The sequence below is a fragment of the Gardnerella sp. DNF00109 genome (assembly GCF_049262845.1).
In the GTDB taxonomy this organism is placed as follows: Bacteria; Actinomycetota; Actinomycetes; order Actinomycetales; family Bifidobacteriaceae; genus Bifidobacterium; species Bifidobacterium vaginale.
In genome coordinates, this window is the sequence record NZ_CP058406.1 from 170,293 (window position 1) to 192,919 (window position 22,627).

The window sequence follows — 22,627 nt, forward strand, 5'->3', positions numbered from 1 at the left end:
GGATTGAGTAGTAAAAGCGCGGAATATGCATACAAAATGCATCTGTACGAAAGGAGAGCGTATGACAGAGCAGAACAAGCTTGTCATTGTGGAGTCTCCCACTAAAGCGCGTAAAATAGGCGGATATCTTGGAAGCGGATACACTGTTATGGCATCCGTGGGTCATATTCGTGATTTAGCACAGCCAAGTCAGGTGCCAGCTGCTAAAAAGGCAGAATTTGGCAAGTTTGGCGTAGATGTAAACAATGGTTTTGAGCCATACTATGTTGTTGGCGCGGATAAAAAGAAAACAGTTTCGGATTTAAAGGCTGCGCTCACAAAGTCGGGCGAATTGTTCCTCGCAACTGATGAGGACCGCGAAGGAGAAGCGATTGCGTGGCATCTTGTGCAAGCACTTAAGCCAAAAGTGCCAGTAAAGCGCATGGTGTTTCACGAGATTACAAAAGATGCGATTCAAGCTTCGCTTGCTAACACTCGAAACGTTGATGACCATATGGTTGATGCGCAAGAGACTCGCCGCGTGTTGGATAGATTGTACGGATACGAACTTTCGCCAGTTTTGTGGCGCAAAGTGGGACCAGGTCTTTCGGCTGGTCGAGTGCAATCTGTTGCAACGCGTTTGATTGTTGAGCGCGAGCGCGAGCGAATGGCGTTTAAAAAGGCGAGCTATTGGGATGTTTGCGCGGATCTGAGCGCAAATGGCGTTGATTTCCAAGCGCGAATGACGGCTCTAAATGGCAATCGTTTGGCTGCTTCTAAAGATTTTAATTCGCTTGGAGAGCTTCAAAAAGCCAAGGGCGAATCTGCTTTAGCGCACTATTTGAACGAGGCGGATGCTTGTGCGATTGCGCAGAGTCTTGGTACAGCTGATTTTGTTGTTAGCTCAATGGACACTAAGCCGTATCGTCGCCGACCATTGCCTCCGTTTACAACTTCTACTCTTCAACAGACTGCTGGAAACCGCTTGTCTATGAGCTCTCGCCAAACTATGCGCGCGGCTCAATCTTTGTACGAAAACGGTTACATAACCTACATGCGTACGGATTCTGTAACGCTTTCTAAAGAGGCGATTTTTGCGGCTCGAGATTGCGTTAAGTCTAATTTTGGAGACGAGTATTTAGCGGATTCTCCAAAACAGTATGCTACGACTTCTGCAGGCGCTCAGGAAGCGCACGAATGTATTCGTCCTGCTGGATCTACTTTTAGGAATCCTGCGGATTTGGCTGACGCTCTCCCTTCTGATCAGCTTAAGCTTTATACGCTTATTTGGCAGCGAACTCTTGCTTCTCAAATGGCGGATGCTACTGGTTTTACAGCTACAGTTAAGCTAGACGCTTCGGCTGGCAGCTTTGGAACGGCTAATTTCCAAGCTTCTGGAACCGTGATTGAGTTTGCTGGATTTATGAAGGTGTTTGGCGGATTTAGCGAAGACGAGCAGTCTAAGGCTTTGCCGCCTATGGCTAATGGCGATGTTCTTAAAGCTTTGCGAGTTAGCGCGGATGGTCATGAAACTCAGCCGCCAGCTCGCTACACGGAAGCGTCTTTAGTTAAAACGCTTGAAGCTAAGGAGATTGGTAGGCCGTCTACTTACGCTAGCATTATTTCCACGATTATCGACCGCGGATACGTGTATGAGCGTGGGCGCGCGTTGATTCCAAGCTGGCTTGCTTTTGCGGTTATTAAGCTTTTGGAATCTAATTTCCCAACTTACGTTGACTATGCGTTTACGGCGGACATGGAAAATGGTTTGGACCGCATCGCACATGGCGAGGAAGCTGGTAAAGATTGGCTTTACAAGTTTTACTTTGGAGATAACGGGGCGGTTGCTGGCGACTTTGCAATGCATGAAGGTTTGCAAAAACAAGTTGATCAGCTTGGCGAGATTGACGCTCGAGAAATCAACACGATTGATATTGGCGGCGGATTGCACGTGCGCGTAGGCAGATACGGCCCGTATTTGGAAGATACGAAGAATCTAGACGAAGATGGCAATGCGCGCAGAGCTTCGATTCCAAGTACTTTGGCTCCAGACGAGTTGACTGAGCAAGTTGCACGAGATTTGATTGAGAACAACTCCGACGGTCCGCGCGTTTTGGGTACGGATCCGCAAACTGGAGGCAGTGTAGAAGTTAGGAACGGGCGTTTTGGAGCGTACGTTGCTCTTGTTGAAGCCTCGGATGAGGATGGGTCGCAAGCATCCGACGATTCTGCTAAAACTGGCGCAAAGTCTTCTGCAAAATCTAAAAAGTCTGCTAAAGCTAAGCCAAAAATGGCGTCTTTGTTTAAAACAATGGACCCTGCAACAATAACTTTGCAAGATGCTTTGCGACTTTTGAATTTGCCTCGATTGGTTGGCGTTGTGGAAGAAGTTGATGAGCAAGGCGAAGTGAAGCGCGCGAAGATTGAGGCGAATAATGGTCGATACGGACCTTATTTGACTAAGACTTACGAGCGCGCGGATGCTGGCGATTCGGTTGTGGATGCCAAGCCAGACAATCGTTCGCTTGCAAGCGAAGACGCGATTTTTAGTGTGACTTTAGACGAGGCCAAGGAGCTTTTTGCTCAACCGAAGTATGCAAAGCGCACTCGTGGAGCCGCAAAACCGCCGCTTAGGGAGCTTGGAGAAGATCCAGAAAGCGGCAAGCCAGTGGTAATTAAAGACGGCTTCTATGGAGCTTATATTACAGACGGCGTTACGAATCGCACGCTTCCAAAGCAGTACACGCCTGAGTCGATTGAGCCACAGGTTGCGTTTGAGCTTTTGGCGCAAAAGCGCGCGGCAGGGCCTGTAAAGCGCAAGAGAACTGCTGCAAAGAAGACGGCAACAAAGAAGACGGCCGCTAAAAAGCCTGCTGCAAAAAAGAGCACAGCAAAAAAGTCCACATCTAAAGGCGAGTAAACCTGGTAGAGGTATGCAAAAATGGCTATAGGTCTTAAAAACAGCGGGCTTAGCGGTTTAAACAAAGGTCTTTTTATATCTTTTGAAGGTATAGACGGCGTTGGGAAAACCACGCAAGTTGAGGCTTTGCGTGATTTTTTGCAAGCACGCGGACTTGAGGTTGTTGTAACGAGAGAGCCTGGCGGAACACCGTTGGGCGAACAGTTGCGCAACATTCTTCTACACGGCGGAGCGATTTCTGCGCGCACCGAGGCGCTTCTGTTTGCTGCAGATCGCGCTCAACATGCTGCGCAAATCATCATCCCAGCCTTGCGGCGCGGTGCTGTGGTTATAACGGACCGTTACATTGACTCATCGCTAGCGTATCAGTCTGGGGGGCGTGAGCTCACTATGCAAGACGTGCGTGATTTAAGCGAGTGGGCGTCTAATTGCCTTTGGCCAAATCGCACGTATTTGCTAGATATGAGCGAGAAAGATGCTGCTGTGCGATTGCATGGGCAGGCGGATCGCATGGAAAGTGCAGGGCTTGATTTTGCACGCCGAACGCGTGAAGCGTTTTTGGATCTTTCTAAACAAAACGCGCAAAGATTTTGCGTTTTAGACGCCACTTTGCCAGCTTGCGACTTATCGAAGTTGATTGCTAAAGACGTGTGCAAGTTGATGGATAATGCTGGAATAGGTGGCGAAAAATCGCCAGAATCGCCAGAAAATCAAGGATTTTAGGATTTTAGGACTATAGGATTTTAGCAATGGACGTTTGGGAATCGGTAGTTGGTCAAGCGCAAGTTGTTGAACGCCTTAAAAAAGTAGCGCAAGGCGATTCAAGCAAAATCGCGCAATCATGGCTTATTTGCGGATCTACTGGATTCGGGTGTGCAAAAGTGGCAAGAGCGTTTGCAGCGGCATTGCAATCGAGTGGAAAAATCGCAAGCAACCGCGCCGCCGAAAACTCCGCCACTCAAATAAACACTCAAATAAACACAGATAAAATCGCAAGTGAAGTATTAGCTGGAACAAGCCCAGACGTAAACATTTTAAGCACGGACAAAGTTACAGTAAGCATTGACGAAGTGCGCGAACTCGTATCAATATCCGAGCAAATGCCAAGTGTTGCACCGTGGCGAATCATAATAATCGAAGACGTTGGGCGCATGCTTGAGCGCACAACAAACGTTTTGCTAAAAGAAATCGAAGAGCCAGCACCTCGCACAATATGGATTCTTTGCGCGGCAAGCGCGGCAGATGTTTTGCCAACAATTCGTTCTAGGTCTCAAATAGTGAATTTGGCTCAACCAAGCGACCAAGATGTGCAAGAATACGTGCAACAAAGCGCACACATTGATGCAAAAACGGCGGCAAACGTGGCTCGCATAGCTCAAGGAAACGTTGATTTAGCAATGCTTTACGCTACAAGCGAGAGTGCTAGAAGCAGAAGAGAAGAGCTTGTTGCAGGCGTTTTGCGTCTTAGCAGCGCAATAGATGCTATTATGCTTGCGCAAACGCTAATCGAAGATGCTAAAAGTCAGGCAGAAGACGAAGTGCAAAAGTCTGTTGAAGCTGAGCAAAGCGAGTTTTTGCGCATAAATGGCATTAAGCCAACAGATAAAATCCCACCTAAAATTCGTAGCGCATACAATGCGATTGGCAAAAAAGACGATGTTAAGCGCAAAGTCACTCGCGTAAGCAGAGACGTTTTAAACCGCGCAATAGATGCGATTTGCAGCGTGTACAGAGATGTGCTTGTTGTGCTAAACAATGCGCAATCGCAAACACCACTTGTGAATCAAGAATTTAAAGCAGAAATTATGCAGCTTTCTAAAAAAAATACAGCAGAGCGCGCGCTTAAATGCCTGGACGCGCTTGCGGTTGCTAAAAAGCGGCTTGCTGGCAATGGAAACGCAACGCTTGTTTTTGAAGCACTTTTATGTGCGCTTTCTTAACGCATAGTCACATTTTTATAGTCTTATTTTTATAGTCACAGCGGTAGTAGATACTTAAATTATGAATATTTCTACAGATTTCACCACTATTCCAGACAACTTTGCAAAAGCTGCGCCGGAAGAAAACAAGATTAACGGCGTTCCAGTCGTGTCTTTTCCATTTTATGTAGACAAGTTGCCGGATTTTGTGCACTACTTGCATTGGCGATTTGTAGACGATGACGCTATACCAGTGTGCGGATTCCAGTGGATTCATTGGGTTGTGGCAAATGTTCCGGTGGAAGCGCTTATGTTTGACTTTAATGACTCGCGCGCTTTGCAAATTCCGCAAGACTTTTCGCGCACAATGCCAACTATGATTCCAGAAGTTGTACAAGGGCGAAACTCGCAAGCTAGCCGATTTGTGGGTTGCACAGACCCTGCAATTACAATGCGCTACAATGGCCCGCAGCCGCCAGACAAGGATCACGACTACATGCTAGAAGTGTTCGGCACGCAAAAGCCTCTTCCAAATCTTAAAGAAGGCTTCTATCTTAACGAAATGATGAATGAAATCAGGCATTACGATTCGTATGTAGACGTTAACGGATTATATTTGCGAGGAAAAGCTTAGAATTTAGGATTTAGGCTTTATATGACTTCGTGCGGATTAGTCGCAAGCAGCTTACGACTATATATGCCTGCGTAAAATAGTCAAAAATAAGCAAAACCAATCAAACTAATCTAAACAAACAAAATAATCAAAAATAATCAAATAACCAAAATAATCAAAAATTAGAAAAATGAGGATGCAAATATGGCATGCACAACAATTTTAGTAGGACGCAAAGCGAGCTACGACGGATCCACGCTTATCGCGCGTAACGAAGACTCAGCAAATGGCGAGTTTAATCCAAAGCGTTTAGTAGTAGTAAAGCCGCAAGACCAGCCTCGCGTTTATAAGTCTGTGCTTAGCCACGTAACAGTAGAGCTTCCAGATAATCCAATGCAATACACAAGCGTTCCAAACGCAGACTTGCGCGAAGGAATTTGGGGAGAAGCTGGCGTTAACGAAGCAAACGTGGCAATGAGCGCAACCGAAACGCTTACATCCAACGAGCGCGTGCTGGGTGCTGACCCAATGGTGGAGCTTAAAAAAGCGCAAGGTAAGGAAGGCGACGCTGACTACAAGCCAGAAGTGCCAGGCGGAATTGGCGAAGAAGACTTCTTAACGCTTGTTTTGCCTTATATTCGTAGCGCTCGCGAAGGCGTGGAGCGTTTGGGCGCGTTGCTAGAAAAGTACGGAACTTACGAGATGAACGGCGTTGCGTTCTCGGATGTAAACGAGATTTGGTGGATGGAAACTGTTGGCGGACACCACTGGATTGCTAAGCGCGTGCCAGACGAGGCGTATGTTGTTATGCCAAACCAGCTTGGAATCGACGAGTTCGATTTGGAAGACGCTTTGGGAGACCAAGAAGAGCACATGTGCTCTGCTGATTTGCTTGAGTTTATTGAAGAAAATCACTTAGATTTGTCGGTAGAAAACGCTTCGCCGTTCAACCCTCGCGATGCTTTCGGTTCTCATTCGGATGCCGACCACGTGTACAACACTCCTCGCGCATGGTTTATGGAGCGTTTCTTGAATCCTTATGACGAAGTGTGGGATGGCAAAGACGCAGATCACAAGCCAGATAGCAACGATATTCCGTGGGCGCGTCAGCCTGAACGCAAAGTGACGATTGAGGATATTAAGTACGTTTTAAGCTCTCACTATCAGGGCACTGAATATGATCCTTACGGCAAGCTTGGCGATGAGCATACTCGTCATCTTTTCCGTCCAATCGGCATCAATCGTCAAAGTCAGCTGGCTGTTATGCAAATCCGCCCTTACGTGCCAGAAGCGTTCCGCACAATTCAGTGGATGGCGTACGGCTCTAACCCATTTAATGCGCTTGTGCCGTTCTATCCAAATGTAAACGAAACTCCAAAGTATTTGGAAGATACGACTACTCGCGTAACAAGCGAAAACTTCTATTGGGAGAATCGCATTATTGCAGCTCTTGCGGATGCTGCATTTAACGACACTGCAAACGCGATTGAGCGTTACCAGGAAGTTGTCGGTTCCCTTGGTCACGCAATGGTTAAGTCTACGGATGCTGCCGTGGCAAAGATTCTTGGCGTTTCTTTGAGAGGTTACGAGCCAGAACGTGAAGGTGATGAAGGCGAAGATTACGATGATTTAGTTCGCGATCCTGAAGCAATTATTGCAGAGCTTCGTAACGACAAAGTGCGTGAAGCTTTGGCTGAAGCGAACGACGATATGGCAGCAAAGTTGAAGAAAGAAACAGATTCTTTGCTTGACACAGTGCTGTACATAACTAGCATGCGTATGAAGAATGGTTTTAATCGTTCCGATCACTGATCGCAAGCTGTTATAGACATTAGTGATAACGCGCATAGTTTTAATGTAATATTGCTATACCACGCCCATGCAATCGTATAGTATAAAAATTGTTCATTTACATTAGCTATGCGCGTTTACTATTGAGCGTTTATTGGGCATCTGTTATTGAACGTTTGTTATTGAACACTATTGGGCATCTACTAGGCTTTTTGCTTATGAAAGTGGGGAATATGAGCATTCTTGATTCGTTTACTACGCAATTTGGATTAGTTAAAAAAATAGACGCCTTCGGATTTATGGATTATTTAAAGAAGAATCCAAGTGAGCAAAAAAAGCACGGTAAAGTGCTACTCGTTACAGCTGATACTCCTCTTAAGGCTTCTAGAGGAGAAGGCAAAACAACTACCACTATTGCGCTGGTAGACGCGTTGCGCGAACGCGGGGTAGATGCGGCGGCTGTTTTGCGCCAGCCAAGCATGGGCATTACTGCAGCGGGTTCAAAAGGCGGCGCTAGCGGTGGCGGAAAGTCCTCACTTTCGCACCCTGAGCTAATCGATTGGGGATTGTGCGGAGAAATGGCTGCCATTGAATGTGCGCAGAATTTGCTTGTTTCTTTTGCAGAAAAAGCGATTGACGAGGGTATTTTAGACACGATTTTAGTGCCGCGCGTAAGTGAAGTGCCTTCAAGATCTTTGCGTAGTATTGCTGTTGACTTTGGCAAGGGCACGGTTGCTGAGCGCGTTGTGTTAACGCCAACTTGTGAGCTTATGCAAATTGTAGTGCTTTCGAGAAGCATGGAAGAGATTGCAAATCGCGTTGCTGCCATGATTGCTGGCACAAAGGACGGAAATCCTGTTAAATTTGGCGATTTTGTTGACTTGTGGCGAATCACAAATATTCTTGCCGATGCTGTAAAGCCTGCAAAAACTGAGACGATTAATGGTTCTCCGATTTATGTTCATTGTGGTCCGTTTGCCAACGTTTCGCTTGGTATTCCAAGCCTTGTGAGTGTTGAAATGGCTTGTGCACTACACGATGTTGTTGTTGTGGAGGCAGGCTATGGCACGGACGCTGGTGCGCAAAAGTGGCTAGATATTGCTGCTCGCGAGTTTGGCGCAAAGTGGCCTGCTGCTGCGGTTGTTGTTACTCGAGCCACTACTTGGCGAGATGACGAAACGCTTGCGTGGCGATACCCATTCCACGTTTCGCGCCTTGAGTCGCTTAATATTCCTACGTTCCCTCTTATCAATTTGTGGGAAGGTGAAGATGGGCAGGTTCCAGATTTGCTTGAGCAAGCTAAGACTTTGGGATTCCGTAAGCCGATTGTTGGCAATTTGTTCCGAGATGGCGGAGATGGATTGGCAGATCAGCTAGACGATTTTGTGTCTGTGATTACCGCTGATGCTGAAACGAAAGTTCCGCAAAGCCGCCGAGGAAAGTCGCTTCGCGAGCGCATTAATTTGCTTTGCGCCGAGGCATATGGAGTTCCTGAAAGTCGAGTGATTGAAAAGGATGGTTTTGCTGATTCGTTGCAGGAAGCGCAGGATTTGTGCAATAAGGCTGGTGTTGATTTTGATAGCTTGGCTCTTGTTGCTGTAAAGTCGCCAGCAACCATGACTGATGACGATCACGCGCCTGAAGATTCTCGCACTGTAACTTTAAAGAAAGTAGAAGTTCACGCTGGAGCTGGGGTTGTTCAAGTCAACCTTACATCTTCACTAACAACGCCAATGCCAAAAATCGTGTGATTGCTTTTAAATATTACTTATTAATAACAAATAACAAATAACAAAACGTCGTCAACACATCAATCACGGTGTGAGGACGACGTTTCTGTTTTATAAACGTTGTTTATAAACGTCTTTTAATCTTTTACATAGGATCCATGTTGTATTTGTCGTAAAGATATTTGTGTATTGAACTTGTAGAATATTGTGTAATGTGAAAAACCTCACATATATCATTTAATCATCATATTGTTATAACAACAGAACATATTACGATTTAGCTTTATTATAAGAGAGTTAACATGTATATTTTTCGTATTTTATCTTAATTAATTTAAATTTTTCTTCAGACTCGCCGAAGGTGTTTTTTTTTTATTCGGCGATTCCATAAATATAAAAAGGGTTTTAGTTGTCGGAAAATTTACGACAATTTTCAGTTTGAAAAATAAATTTTTTAGTGTTTTACTCGTGGATTGTCTCATAACTATTTTCATGAGCGAAGGGAGAAAATACTTAATGAAAATGAAAATAGTGACAGCTAGCTTATTAACAGCCACGTTATTAACAGCAAGTTTATCTTCTTCGGCGTTAGCTCAGTCTAGCAATGATAACGCTTTTACTAATCGTGAGAACATTCCAACGAATAAATCCAGTATTAACAACATTGATTTAATTCCTGCTCCTACCCAGCATTTCGGCAAGCCAGATGGGAAACTTCCAGAAATAAGAACTTCAATCAGCTATGTTGATGGAGATTCTACTGACAATCATGCGAATACGAATAAAACTAATAAAATTCTGCGTCCAGGTAGCAAGCTTACGCTCCGGGCTACAGCCAAATTTATTGTTCCTGAAGCTGGCGATGTTTTTAGACCATATCTTCGACTAGCCATTCCGAAAATTCTTACAGTAAACGCAAATGATTTTGTTGTTGATGCTGGCAGTGTTGCAAATAAAGTAGTACAGATTTCAGATTCTAAGTCGTTTGGTAACCACAATCTCGGTAACTACAATCTTTTTGACGTCTACTTTAACTACAACGAGTGGTCCTCTGATTTTGCAAACGAAATGCCATACCTTGCTGCCATAAAAGGCGTGAACCACTCTGGCAATGTATTATCCAATGATGATGTAATAAAAAATAATCAAACAGTTTCCATTGAAATCCATACAGTAATCGACAGTAATGCAAAAACTTCTGATCTAGTTGATTTGCAAAATTACAAAAAAGGTGTGAAACCGTTAATCCAAGGCAGAGTTTCGTATATGCCTTTCCCAACACCTATGGAATATACGTCTACAATCGGCGGATTAAGAGATTTTCCAAACGATAGGATACTGCAAAAAAATCCATGCCTAGTGCGTTCTGATTTGGTAACTGGATGGGACGGCAGAGATAATTATGGATTCTGGTTCACTGGGTTATCTATGGAAACAAGCGGCGTCGATTATGACAGTAGAAGCACTATGGTTGAGTCGCAGAATGGTGTTTGGTTACCACAATTAATACCTGCAAATATTGAGCATAACCAATTCGTAACTATTTATCGCAATGGGAACGACAATAATCCGATTAAGTTGAGATTTAAAATTCCATTTGGTTCTAAGAACTATGCTTTAAATGGAACTAAGCAAGCTCTTAAAAATCATCATTTAACAGTTTTCCGTTCGCCTAACAACAATGCTGAAGCTCGTAAAATTATGGGCAATATCGGAATAGAAAAAGTTGCTTATGAGAATACTGAAGTTTTCGGCGATATTTTGGATTCTAAATATTTCGATGGTTGGGGAACTGTTCCAGAACAAAGCAGACCTTCTGAATTGCTAATATCTGGAGAATTTAACCCAGATTCAACTGTGTTTGGTCCTGATAATATTAGCAACGGTATTTGGATGAGTGGAAAAGCAAGCGCATCTATAAAATCGTATTATCGTGCGTTAGATTGTAATGATAATTATCCAGATAGTACTTTGAAATATCCGCCAATTATTAACAAGATTCAGGAGACTGTTGCAACGTATGCGCGCAGCAATCGCAGCAAAGTTAGCACAGTTCCTATTGAAATCGTTATTCCTGCATCTTTGAGTGGACGCGTGTGGTTTGATGCTAACCATAATGGTATTCAAGATAAGGGGGAGTCGAGCATAATTGGTGCAAAAGTACAGCTTGTTAAACAGTATGGAGATAGTACAGTAATCGACATAAATGGCAATGAAGTTAAGCCTATTACCACTACTTCGCCTGATGGATACTACGAATTTACTAATTTGCTGCCAGGAAGCTATGTTGTTAAATTCACACTTCCAGAAGGTAGTGAATATTTTGGTTTTACATATACGCATAAAGGGTCAGATTCCTCTGTAGATTCTGACGCGATTCCTGGAGAGCCTGTAACGGATAGGTCTGTTACAGAAAAAGGATCTGCAGAAACCGATAATTCGGCTTCAAAAAACTCATATGTTGGCAATATAAGTCTTTCTGCTGGCGAAGATAAAAAGCATATTGATGCTGGAGCTTTTAAGAAGGATGAGCCTAAGAAGGATGAGCCTAAGAAGGATGAACCGAAGGATCCTAAGCCAAATCCTGATCCTAATCCTGATCCTAAGAAGAATGATCCGAAGGATCCTGATCATAAGCCGAAGCCTAAGAATCCTCAGCCTAAACCTGAAAATCCCAAGGATCCTAAGCCTAAGGACCCTAAGCCGAAAGATCCGCAGACTAAGCCAAAGACTGATCCTAAGAATGACAATCCTGTAAAGCCTGATACTCCTAAGTCTTCTGATCCTAAGAAGGATGAGCCTAAGCAAAATCCTAAGCAAAATCCTAAGGATAAGCCTAATAATCCAAATTGTCAGGATAGGGATGTACCTGATCCTAAATCTGAGGATCATAAGAAGCCTGATAATCCTACGAAACCTAAGGATGATAAGCCTGATAATCCTAAGGAACCTGAGTCGAAGGAGCCTAAGCAAGATCCTGATCCTAAGAAGGATGATCCTGAAGATCCTGATCCAAAGGATACTAATCCTAAGTCTGATACTCCGAAGGATCCTGATACTGATGACACAGAGTCTAATGATTCCCCTCAGTATGAGGATCCCCAGCCTAAGGAGGATTCTTCAGAACCTAATCACTCTGAGATTCGTGAATTAGATAATCCGATACCAAACATTAATAATGATTTAGATAGCAATAATAGTCAGCCTAATGAAAGTTCGTTTGACAATAATAATGCTGATTCTAAGCAAGAGCATGTAAGGGATAAGCTTGTAAACACTGGCGTAAGCACAGTTTTCACAGCTGTTGCGTCTGTTGCTATGCTCGCTCTGGGGGCTACGAATAAAATAAAGCGTTATTTCTGCAAGGGTAAGCACAGACAATAATTGTAGAAAATTCAGGTGAATAATATAAAACGTCGACTTGCAATTTTGTGTAGTGCGTTTGCGCGACGACCTGCCTGAGCGCACTACATGGCAGGTCATCGTTCGCGCAGATTAGCTGCGCTCACGTCTTCGCCGCCGTAGAAGCACACCGTGCTTCTACGCTAAGCGGCTCAGCGCTCCGAATTGCCTTTCGCGCTACGCTTTAAGCGAAAAGGCAGGTCGGAGCGCAAGTGAGGTAGAGATTCGAGATTTTTCGCAGCGAAAGAGGTGTATCGCTCGCGCGTTACAGCGCGCTCACGTCTTCGCTTGCGTTGAAAGCACACTGTGCTTTCAACTTTGAGCAAGCTCAGCGAATCGAAGTGCATTCGCGCGCTACGCTTTAAGCGCTCATGCAGATCGATTCGCAGCATGAAATGGTGATTCGCTGAAGCAGCAAGAAAAATCAAGAATCTCGGTGATAAAAGATACGCAAAAGTGTTAGATATTCAGAAGGTTTGATGTATTTCTATACGAGCAATAAAAGAGGAGCGCAGCGACGGGACTTGCGAGGAGAGAAATACTCAAACCTCGCGCAATACCAAGCAATGGAACCGCGCTACGCTCTAAGCTCGAAGGCAGGTCGATTAGCACGCAAAAATGCGATTCAGCCAATCGCAAGCAAGGTCAATCCACTGCTGAACCTCTGGCTGTACAAACTCAGGAATCACTGCGCCATTCTCATCGCGCTTAGCAGTTTCTTTAACAGCCAAAGCCAAGCCGTGCGGACCCTTAGGGAACAAATGTGCTTCCACGCTTACGCCAGCTTTAACACAAGCATTAATAAACATAATAGAGTTTTGAACTGGAACCGTTTGGTCTGTAATCGTTTGCCAAACGAACACAGGTGGAGTCTTAGAATCCACGTGGTTTTCCAACGAAAGCTGTTCAACGAGTTGCGCGCGAGTACTAGAATCTACGTCTCCAAAAAGACGGTCGAAAGTTGGCTTATGCGCGTATTCGCCAGCGGAAATCACTGGGTAAGCAAGCATAAGAGCGTTTGGTCGAACGCCATTTGCGTTGTATCCATTTGCTTCTTCAACATCGTCGCTAACGCTAGTCGCAAGATTTGCGGCTACATGACCTCCTGCAGAGAATCCAATAATCGCCACTTTTTGCGCATCTACATGCCATTCTTTTGCATTATTGCGAATCAATTGCATAGCTTGTGCTGCTTCCAAAAGCTGAGTCGGGTGTGCACTAGGCACAAGAGAATAGCGCAGAACAAATGCGTGGAATCCAGCAGCAGCAAACTTCATAGCAACAGGTTCTGCTTCGCGATTAGAAACGCGCAAGAATCCGCCGCCTGGCAAAATCAGCACTGCTGGGCGTGTTTGATCCCCTTCGCTATCTAAGTTGTCATCTAAAACATATCCAGTAAGAAGCGCGTTGCTACCGTCAATGCCTTTAATTTGGCGTTCTATAATCTTCATGGTATCTCTTTTCGTTTTGCTTATTTGCAATTTATGTTAAGCATAATTACTAAGCATAATTACTAAGCGCAATTACTAAGCATAATTCTAATCAAATATCTTATTTTTTAAGTGCGTTATTTTATAAATTCGTGTAGAGTCTTAAGAAGTTTCATAAGGAGATTTAAGATGCGTAATGAAGAAGATAATTTAGGTAAAGTTGTTCTTGCAGCCACTCCTATTGGCAATATGGGAGATGCTTCATCGCGCTTGATTAATCTTCTAGCAACCGCGGATATTGTTGCAGCGGAAGACACGCGCAGGCTTTACGATCTTGCAAATCGCCTTGGCGTGCATGTTTCTGGGCAAGTTATTGCATATCATGATCACAATGAGCACAACAAGGCAGATGGCTTGCTGGATAAGGTTGAGCAAGGCAATACCGTTCTTGTTGTTTCCGACGCTGGTATGCCTACGATTAACGACCCAGGGCTTGCGATCGTTCGCCGTGCAATAGAGCGCGATTTGCCTGTTACTTGCGCTCCTGGACCGAGTGCCGTACTAGATGCTCTAGCGCTTTCTGGCTTGCCAACAGACCGCTTCTGTTATGAGGGTTTTTTGCCGCGTAAATCTGGAGACAGGCAGCAGCATTTGCGCTCGCTTCTTTCAGAGCGGCGAACAATCGTTTTTTATGAGGCGCCGCACAGAATTGCGGAGTCAATGGAAGATCTTCTTGCAGTTTTTGGCGCAGATCGCAAAATGGCGTTATGTCGCGAGCTTACAAAGGATTTTGAGGAAATAAGGCGAGGAACAATCTCTCAAATATGCAAAAGCGTAGAAAACGACCCTCCGCGCGGAGAAATTGTTCTTGTGATTGCGGGAGCTAGCGATGAAGAAATCAAGCAGCGAAACATTGATTTGAGCGTTGAACAGCTTGCGCAAATGTCTTACGATCTTTCGCAAAATGAGGGTTTGCGTATTAAAGATGCTATAACGCGTATTGTTTCACAAAATCCTCTTTCAGACGGTTCTTTTGCGAATCGTAAAGAAGTTTATGCTGCTTGTTTAAACATCAAGTCATGAAATCTGTTTCGCGTAATCATAGCTTTCTAAAAGTACGTCTAAGCTATGCTTAACATCTGGACCTCCTTTCTGTGAAATATACTCCAGTATTTTTGCGTCAGCGTCTGGGTTTGCTATAACCCATTTTCGTAAGTGCGGAATGTTTCTCGCTATGTGCCAAAGTATTTCTTTGTCTGTATTTTCACAGCATGCTACTTGTTCTGTGAGAATAATTGGCGGTTTTGGTGGTAGATCTTTTGTTTGTGTTTTATGGAAATTTTCTGTATTTTCTTGTACTTGATTTAAATGTTCAATATTAATATTCATAAAAAATATCTTCCTGTTCTATAACGTTTTTTAGCCAATCTTTTGCTTTTTGCGCTCCTGGAAAATGTGGGTTGCTATTTATGATTTTTTCGCATTCTTTAAAGCTTGTGCCATATTCTTGAATCAGATTGAAAATTGTGTCTTTTTTGCGTATCTCGTCGTAAATATTTTTAGATGGTGTTAATGCTATGTCGCAGATTGTTCGAGCAGGAGATGTTATGCGCAAATCTTTAATCACCTTTTGTTCTCTCTTCAACAATTTTCGTCTGAATACTCGTAATGGATGATCATGTGGTACTACGCGATAATGGCTGCCAGAGATAACGTCTAATATGTTTGGAATTGTTCCTCCAAGCCAAATCCATGATGCTGTAAACATGCATGCTGCAGAGTCTCGTGGTATTAGTTTTTTGAGTATTTTGCACCGCCCCTCAATGGACTTTGCAGTGGAATGTGCAAATCCGCTTCTTATTGACAATCGTTCAAAAGCTCCGAATTTAGATAATTTCTTCATGCACAATGGTCCTGGCAGATGCGTTGTGTCTAGTAAGGTTGGAAGATTTTTACTAATGTCAATGTGTTGATTTTTATTGTCGTAATTTTCAAGAATTATTTTTGTTTCTTGAGCTATATCTTTAGTCGTACTGTATTTATTCGCATCATAGTTTCTGCTTTTTGAAGTCTGTCTTGAAGTCTTTTTTAAATTTTTAGCGATTGGCTTGATTGTGGGTTTATCTGTTCTTTTATTTGTTCGCTTATCGGTTGTTTTGCATGTGTATTTACTTGTAGTATTAGTCGAATTGTTAATAGTTTTGTTTGCAATAATTTCTGCTTCGTTATTCATAATCCCTCCTTTCTTGTTAGACATAATGATTGGGAATAATTTTTTAGACATATGGTTTTAGACAGAATAGATACGTTTGTTCATGTTGTCCATAAGATTTTTGCGAAATGTGTAAAAGTGGATTTTTAAGCATTTTTACATTAAAAAATGTGCATATGTGTATATGTTTTTTATTAAGGTGTCCTCGCTGAACAAGATAATATTTGGCTATGAGTCATATTTTGGTGAATGTTGCATGGCCTTACGCAAATGGCCCTCGTCATATTGGTCACGTTGCAGGATTTGGTGTTCCTTCAGACGTGTATGCGCGTTATGAGCGTATGAAGGGCAATGACGTGCTTATGGTTTCTGGTACAGACGAACATGGCACGCCGATTTTAGTTGAGGCAGATAAAGAAGGCGTTAGTGCTCAGGAGCTTGCTAACCGCTATAATCGCGTGATTACTAAAGATTTGTGCGATTTGGGTTTAAGCTACGATTTGTTTACGCGCACGACTACAGCAAATCATGAGCACGTTGTTCAAGAGATGTTCCGTCAGTGCTTAAAGAACGGCTACATTTATAAGGGTACTCAAAAGGTTGCGATTTCGCCTTCTACAGGTCGTACTCTTCCAGATCGCTACATTGAGGGCACATGCCCACTTTGCGGCGCGGATGGAGCTAGAGGCGACCAGTGCGATGCTTGCGGTAATGAGCTTGATCCAGATGAGCTTATTAATCCTGTATCCAAGATTAACGGCGAAACTCCGCGATTTGAAGAAACAGAGCATTACTTCCTCGATTTGCCTGCTTTAGCTGATGCTAATTTAAGCTGGCTTAATTCAAGGGATGGTTGGCGTACAAATGTTATTAACTTCTCGATTGGATTATTTAAGGAAGTTAAGCCTCGAGCTATAACTCGTGATATTGACTGGGGTATTCCTGTTCCTGTAGAAGGATGGGTTGATAACCCGAATAAGCGCCTGTACGTGTGGTTTGACGCTGTTATTGGCTACTTGTCTGCATCTATTGAATGGGCACGCCGTCAAGGTAAGCCGGATGCTTGGCGCGATTGGTGGTGTGACCCTAAGTCTCCTGGCTATTACTTTATGGGCAAAGATAACATCACCTTCCATTCTCAGATTTGGCCTTCAGAAATGCTTGCATATAATGGCGCTGGCTCTAAGGGTGGCGAGGCTGGAGTTTATGGCCCGTTGAATATGCCTGAGCAAGTTGTTGCTTCTGAGTTTATGACTATGGAAGGCAAGAAGTTCAGTTCTTCGCGTGGAATTGTGATTTACGTGAAGGATATTTTGGCGCGTTATCCTGTGGATGCTGTGCGTTACTACATTTCTATTGCTGGTCCTGAAAATTCTGATGCCGACTTTACTTGGGCAGAATTTGTTCGTCATAATAACGAAGAGCTTGCTGCCAGCTGGGGTAATTTGGTAAATCGTGTCGCTAATTTGATTCATAAGAATTTCGGAGAGATTCCTGCTCTGGATGAAAATTCAATGACAGATATGGATCGCGCTTTGCTCGATCAAACCTCTAATGCTTTTGAGATTGTTGGTGGTTTGATTGAACGTCATCATCAGAAGAATGCGCTTAACGAGGCAATGCGTGTTGTGTCGGATATCAACAAGTACATTTCTGCAACTGAGCCTTGGAAGATTAAAGATGATGAAGCACGTCTTGGTACTGTTTTGCACGTTGCAGCTCAAGCTGTCTCTGATGCTAATCATTTACTTGCTCCATTCTTGCCACATTCTGCGCAAAAAGTGTGGGAAGCTCTTGGTGGTACGGGTGTGTTCTCTCCTCTGCCAAGAATTGAAGAGGTGACTGACTTAGATAATCCAGATTTTAAGTATCCGATTATTACTGGCGACTATCGTCTTGGAGAAACTGTTCACCCGTGGGAGAGTGAGGAATTAGTGACTGGTACGCCTGTCGCTAAGCCAACTCCGATTTTTGCCAAAATTCCTAAAGAGGCTATTGATGAGGAGCTTGAGCGTTTTGAATCTGCGCTTGCCGCTCGTCGTAAAGCTGACGAAGAAAGATTGGCTGCAGCTAAAAAATCACTAGAATCTAAGTGATTAAACGAAAAATTTTAAGTTATAGTGATGCATGTAACAAAAAATAGGTTGACTATCAGGATTTAAAAAATTTTTTAAGGAAATTTTTAGGTTATATGCGTGTTTTGCGAGAAAAGTGTGGTTATAATGAGTATTGCTGATGGTTATCCATCAGTGAGGTTCGTTCGCGAACCCCATAACTGAAACCTTCTTCTCTCTTTCTCTCTGCCCCGGTGGGTCTTCTCTTTCCCACCGGGCTTCTTTTTATCTTTTTTAACTGTTCGCCGCTTACCCTACCATTTGTTCCTTTATTTCTGCCAAGTGTGGTGGAGATTCGAGATTTTTCGCAGCGAAAGAGGCGAGCCTCAGCGCCGAAGGTGGTGACTCGCCGAGAGAGTAAGAAAAATCGAGAATCTCAGCGATGAAAACCACGTAAAAGTTCCAGATATTCAGAAGGTTTGATGTATTTCTATACGAGCAATAAAAGAGGAGCGTAGCGACGGGACTTGCGAGGAGAGAAATACATCAAACCTCGCGCAATACCAAGTAAGGAGCGCGCAACCCCAAATAGGAAAGCGCAATAAAATAAAAAACGCAGATTGCATTTGTAATTTGCGTTTGCAATCTGCGTTTATAAATCAGTTACACTCTATATCAAGTTTAGCGGCAGCGCTTTGTAAGTGGAATCCACGGATCAAGCATTACAGGCTCCTGATCCAATATTGCTCGCGTTGCTTCATCAAGATACTTCTTGTTAATAATGATTTCTGTAACGTAGCGGTCAAACCACTGCGCGGATCCAACGTAGTATCCGTCTTCGCCGTTATCTTTACCCCAGCTGTTTTCAATCTTCCAGCGGTCTGGCTCGCCATCTTTGTTAAGGTTTACGCCAGTAAAGGTCATTGCGTGGTTGCCTGGGCAATCCATATATTCCAAACCTTTAGCTTTGTCGAATGTAAACTCTACATCGAATAGCTCGTCTACGCGCACAACTGCTGGGTCAAAGAACCCATCTTGCCTTAGCGAGAATTGCGTGCAATCGCAAGCAAACCAAATTGGGTGTCCGTCTTTTAGCTGATCGACAGCTGCTTTTCGGAATACTTCTAGCGCAACGTTTGCAAACTCCATTTCCTTCGTCTCAGCAACGTTTGTGGTGTATTTAAGCTGGTAGAGCTTGTTGAACGGAGTGTGTTCCATTGGGGAGTTGCACAAGCTCACAAAGTCGTTTACGTCAATTGGAACGTATTTCTTTGCGAATTCTAGTGGTGTTATTCCATATTCGCGAATCATTGGACGATCGTCTTTGCCAGTCTTTGGCTTATCGTCCTTCTTATCGTCTTCTTTGGCTTCGTTCTTTTTGTCGTCCTTTTCGTCTTTCTTATCGTCGTCATCTTTAGTACGTGCAATGAAGTCGAAACGCTCTGGTGGCTCGCCAAGTGCGATAGCTGTCATACGGTATACGGTTTCAAGGTCGCGGATTTTCATTTCGCGCAACTCTTCTATGGAAGTACCGTTCTTGTGTGCTTCGCGCAATTCAGCCGCGAATTCACGCAACTTGGTATTTATGTATTGTACGAATGCATCTGAGTCAATAGCATTCTGTGAATCTGGGTATGCGCTTTTTGGTACGAGTCCGTACTTGTTTACCAAGTTAACGAACATTTGCCACCATCCGCCGTCGTCGATCGGACCGTAGTTAATGTTTTCAAAGACTCGACTATCTAGGGTTTCGTCTAATGTTGCCAACACGTTTTCCAAGTACGCATTTGCCTTTTCAATCTTGTCCCAGAAGAACAGGTAGCTTTCGGAAAACTCGAAGTCGTCTAAATTCCACTTGTGCATTAATTCGTAACGCAAAGTGTTAAGGGAAGCGAACATCCAGCAACGTCCAGAGTGCTGTTGGTTTGTTATTGATCCTTGTTTTAATTCTATGGAGAAGTTGCGTGGTAAAGCGCGTTGTCCTTGATAGCTTGTTGCAGCTTTAAGAACGCCGCTTGCTACAGAAGCGTTTGCGGCTACTCGATTTGCTCGCTGTTCGTTAAAATGCTTGGAATATTCGCGCACGTTGTCTATGGTAACGGCTTTTACGTTTTCAGACATATATCTCCTTTTGTTGTTAGGTTGAAAATAGGCGAATAAGCGTTATTGTAGCGTGTTCAATGCACGAGTAGCGTTTTGCGTGATTTGTGCTTTTTAGTAGGATGCTAGTAAAACTAATTGCAATGTGTTTTGTTAGTACGAAATGTTATTGTATTTACACTTTTATTACGATTTACGAAACTAATTTTCGTAAAATTTAAATAATTCCGTTAAATATTCTGATGTTTTGTTGATTTTGTGTATTAATTTTTGTGATAATTGATATTTATTCCGTATTATTGCATGTTTATTTTAAGCAATGTACATAGGTTAGCTAAAAATATACTAATTACATGTCCCATTTATGAGGGCTTACTTAAGTGTGCCTTGAGTATGCTTTTGATTTGCTTTTGCAACTGGGTATAGCAAACGATGGCAGTGTGCAAGCTTTAGGCTTGCAGTTACCAGATGGAGGTAACAATGGTTAGACGTAGAAAAGAGTCACAATGATACGATACATCGTTAAACGATGCCTGAATTATGTTGTGATGCTGTTTGTCTCCGTATCCATGACGTATTTCTTGGCAAGTGCTTTTATGGATCCGCGATCGAATTATATGTCTAGGCATCCGCATCCACCAATTCCTTCGATTAACCGTTCTTTGGATTTGGCGAACATTAACGACCAAACTCCAGTTATTACGAGATATTTGCGTTGGATTACTGGCGTTCTTACTCGTTGGGATTGGGGATTAAGCCCAGAGCAGGCTCCTGTTGGTCCTGCGATTGCGGCTCGTATTGGTGCGTCTGTCCAATTAGTTACTTGCGCAACTGTTCTTGGTATTGTTTTCGGTGTTAGTGTTGGCGTTTATACTGCTATTCGTCAGTACAAGTGGCAGGATCGAGTTCTTAACTCTATTGCTACGTTCTTGCTTGTTGTTCCAGCTGCTGTGTTTGGATTGCTTATTGTGTTAGCTGCAATTAGCGTTAACAATGCTGCTGGCTCTCGTTTATTCTTTGTTACGGGATTGCATTCTTATCAAGGTTCTAACCCTATTGCTTTTGTTCTTGACTTCTTACAGCATTTGATTTTGCCGACAATTGTTATGACTGTTCCTGGCATGGTTGGATACCATCTTACGCAGCGCACTTATTTGCTTGACACTATGAATGCTGATTATGTTCGCACTGCTCGTGCTAAGGGCTTGCCTTTGAACATTGCTATTCGCCGCCACGCTTTGCGTACTTCGTTGATTCCTACAGCCGTAGATGTTGCCTTCTCAATTGCAGGTGTGTTTACGGGCGCCGTTATTACTGAAACCGTGTTTGCAATTAACGGTTTGGGTAGCTATTTTGTGCAGACGATTTCTAATAACGACATTAATGGTTCTGTTGCTATTGCTGCATTCGGAGCTGTGTGTACTTTGGCTGGAGCTTTGCTGGCAGATATCTTCTCTGCTTGGCTTGATCCACGTATTCGCTTGAACTAATTGCAGAACAGTGTAGGTGTTATTGATATGAGTAAAAAAGATGTATCTTCAAACCTTCAAGAGTCTGCTGCAGACAAGAAGGCGACTGCTAATTCTTGGGGTAATTTTAAGCGCACTGGCAAGATTACGCTTTATACGCGTCGTTTCTTTAGGCGACCATCTGCCGTCGTTGGCTTGGTTTTGCTTGTGTTCTTGATTCTTCTTGCGTTGTTTGGATCTAAGATTAGTAAGTGGGGCTACGATGAGCCTGATTTTACGGCTCTTGCAACTCCTCCTAGCGCAGAGCATTGGCTTGGCACAACTCCTGGCGGATCAGACATGTATGCAATGGTTGTTCGCGGACTTGGTCGCTCACTTTCTATTGGCATTGTAAGCTCCATTTCTATTACAATTATTGCTGCTTTGGTTGGTACTGCTATTTCTTACTTTGAGGGTTGGTTTGAGCAAGTTGGCATGTGGGTTTTGGACATGCTTTTGATTGTTCCATCCTTCTTGCTTATTGCTTTGATTGTTAGCTCCGCGACCGGTGGCAATGATTGGCTTTGGCTTGCGTTTGGTATGACTTCCTTTGGTTGGATTGGTTATGCTCGTACGCTTCGCACTTTGACTTTGAGTTTGCGTGAGCGTGAATATGTGCGCGCAGCCAAGTTTGAAGGTGTTTCTTCATTCCGCATTATTGTTCGCCACCTTGTTCCAAATCTTGGTTCTGTGCTGATTATTAACACGGTTCTCGGTGTTATTGGCGCAATCAACGGCGAAACCGCATTGAGCTTCTTGGGTCTTGGTATTAAGGCTCCAGATACTTCTTTGGGTACTCTTCTTAATGTTGGTCAAAGTAGCGTTATGACCTCTCCTTGGGTTCTTTTGGTTCCTTCTGCGGTTTTGGTTATTTTGACTTTCTCTGTTCAGCTTATTGGCGATGGTCTTCGCGATGCGATTGATCCATATTCTAGGTCTGTTGGTAAGGCCGAGTAAGGCTCGTTGGAG

At 43.6% G+C, this 22,627-nt stretch carries 15 protein-coding genes; 11 read left to right on the plus strand and 4 right to left on the minus strand.

Annotation, left to right across the window (positions count from 1 at the left end; translation table 11 throughout):
• Positions 1-61: 61 nt before the first annotated feature.
• The 7 genes from topA to HXT20_RS00680 all read left to right on the plus strand — a co-directional run bounded on the left by topA (position 62) and on the right by HXT20_RS00680 (position 12,336).
• Positions 62-2,899: a type I DNA topoisomerase gene (gene topA, locus HXT20_RS00650; RefSeq protein ID WP_422114362.1), complete on the plus strand. Its 2,838-nt coding sequence runs from the start codon at positions 62-64 to the stop codon at positions 2,897-2,899.
• 21 nt (positions 2,900-2,920) lie between these two features.
• Complete coding sequence (tmk, locus tag HXT20_RS00655) at positions 2,921-3,622, plus strand: dTMP kinase (protein WP_102720954.1); 702 nt, start codon at positions 2,921-2,923, stop codon at positions 3,620-3,622.
• Between the two features lie 26 nt (positions 3,623-3,648).
• Positions 3,649-4,839, plus strand: coding sequence for a DNA polymerase III subunit delta' (locus HXT20_RS00660; protein WP_422114363.1), 1,191 nt, complete (start codon positions 3,649-3,651; stop codon positions 4,837-4,839).
• Positions 4,840-4,900: 61 nt separating this feature from the next.
• Positions 4,901-5,452, plus strand: a complete 552-nt coding sequence (locus HXT20_RS00665; RefSeq protein WP_004113843.1) for a YbhB/YbcL family Raf kinase inhibitor-like protein — start codon at positions 4,901-4,903, stop codon at positions 5,450-5,452.
• A gap of 183 nt (positions 5,453-5,635) precedes the next feature.
• Positions 5,636-7,243: a C69 family dipeptidase gene (locus HXT20_RS00670; RefSeq protein WP_422114364.1), complete on the plus strand. Its 1,608-nt coding sequence runs from the start codon at positions 5,636-5,638 to the stop codon at positions 7,241-7,243.
• A 212-nt stretch (positions 7,244-7,455) separates the two neighbouring features.
• A complete protein-coding gene (locus HXT20_RS00675; protein WP_422114365.1) occupies positions 7,456-8,973 on the plus strand; it encodes a formate--tetrahydrofolate ligase in 1,518 nt (505 codons plus the stop codon).
• A gap of 495 nt (positions 8,974-9,468) precedes the next feature.
• The gene (locus HXT20_RS00680; protein WP_422114366.1) at positions 9,469-12,336 is read left to right on the plus strand and encodes an SdrD B-like domain-containing protein; all 2,868 of its coding nucleotides are present in this window, start codon (positions 9,469-9,471) and stop codon (positions 12,334-12,336) included.
• 623 nt (positions 12,337-12,959) lie between these two features.
• Here HXT20_RS00680 and HXT20_RS00685 read toward each other — a convergent pair.
• Positions 12,960-13,805, minus strand: a complete 846-nt coding sequence (locus tag HXT20_RS00685; protein WP_422114367.1) for an alpha/beta hydrolase — start codon at positions 13,803-13,805, stop codon at positions 12,960-12,962.
• 168 nt (positions 13,806-13,973) lie between these two features.
• On the opposite strand from HXT20_RS00685, the gene rsmI reads away from it, so the two are divergent.
• Complete coding sequence (gene rsmI, locus HXT20_RS00690; RefSeq protein WP_422114368.1) at positions 13,974-14,867, plus strand: 16S rRNA (cytidine(1402)-2'-O)-methyltransferase; 894 nt, start codon at positions 13,974-13,976, stop codon at positions 14,865-14,867.
• Here the strand turns inward: rsmI and HXT20_RS00695 are convergent.
• Together HXT20_RS00695 and HXT20_RS00700 are read right to left on the minus strand one after the other, a co-directional pair.
• Complete coding sequence (locus HXT20_RS00695; RefSeq protein ID WP_422114369.1) at positions 14,862-15,173, minus strand: hypothetical protein; 312 nt, start codon at positions 15,171-15,173, stop codon at positions 14,862-14,864. The two genes, rsmI and HXT20_RS00695, sit on opposite strands and share 6 nt — an antisense overlap.
• The gene (locus HXT20_RS00700) at positions 15,163-16,017 is read right to left on the minus strand and encodes a hypothetical protein (protein WP_032833861.1); all 855 of its coding nucleotides are present in this window, start codon (positions 16,015-16,017) and stop codon (positions 15,163-15,165) included. Before HXT20_RS00700 ends, HXT20_RS00695 begins: the two co-directional genes overlap by 11 nt.
• Before the next feature lie 209 nt (positions 16,018-16,226).
• On the opposite strand from HXT20_RS00700, the gene metG reads away from it, so the two are divergent.
• Complete coding sequence (metG, locus tag HXT20_RS00705) at positions 16,227-18,092, plus strand: methionine--tRNA ligase (RefSeq protein WP_004112755.1); 1,866 nt, start codon at positions 16,227-16,229, stop codon at positions 18,090-18,092.
• Between the two features lie 639 nt (positions 18,093-18,731).
• On the opposite strand, the gene HXT20_RS00710 is transcribed toward metG, so the two are convergent.
• Complete coding sequence (locus HXT20_RS00710) at positions 18,732-20,171, minus strand: aminopeptidase C (RefSeq protein ID WP_004112753.1); 1,440 nt, start codon at positions 20,169-20,171, stop codon at positions 18,732-18,734.
• Between the two features lie 485 nt (positions 20,172-20,656).
• Here HXT20_RS00710 and HXT20_RS00715 point away from each other — a divergent pair, with 485 nt between their 5' ends.
• Both HXT20_RS00715 and HXT20_RS00720 read left to right on the plus strand, forming a co-directional pair.
• On the plus strand, positions 20,657-21,640 hold the full coding sequence (locus tag HXT20_RS00715; protein ID WP_004138444.1) for an ABC transporter permease: 984 nt from the start codon (positions 20,657-20,659) through the stop codon (positions 21,638-21,640).
• A 27-nt stretch (positions 21,641-21,667) separates the two neighbouring features.
• On the plus strand, positions 21,668-22,615 hold the full coding sequence (locus tag HXT20_RS00720) for an ABC transporter permease (protein ID WP_004113854.1): 948 nt from the start codon (positions 21,668-21,670) through the stop codon (positions 22,613-22,615).
• The last annotated feature ends 12 nt before the right edge of the window (positions 22,616-22,627 follow it).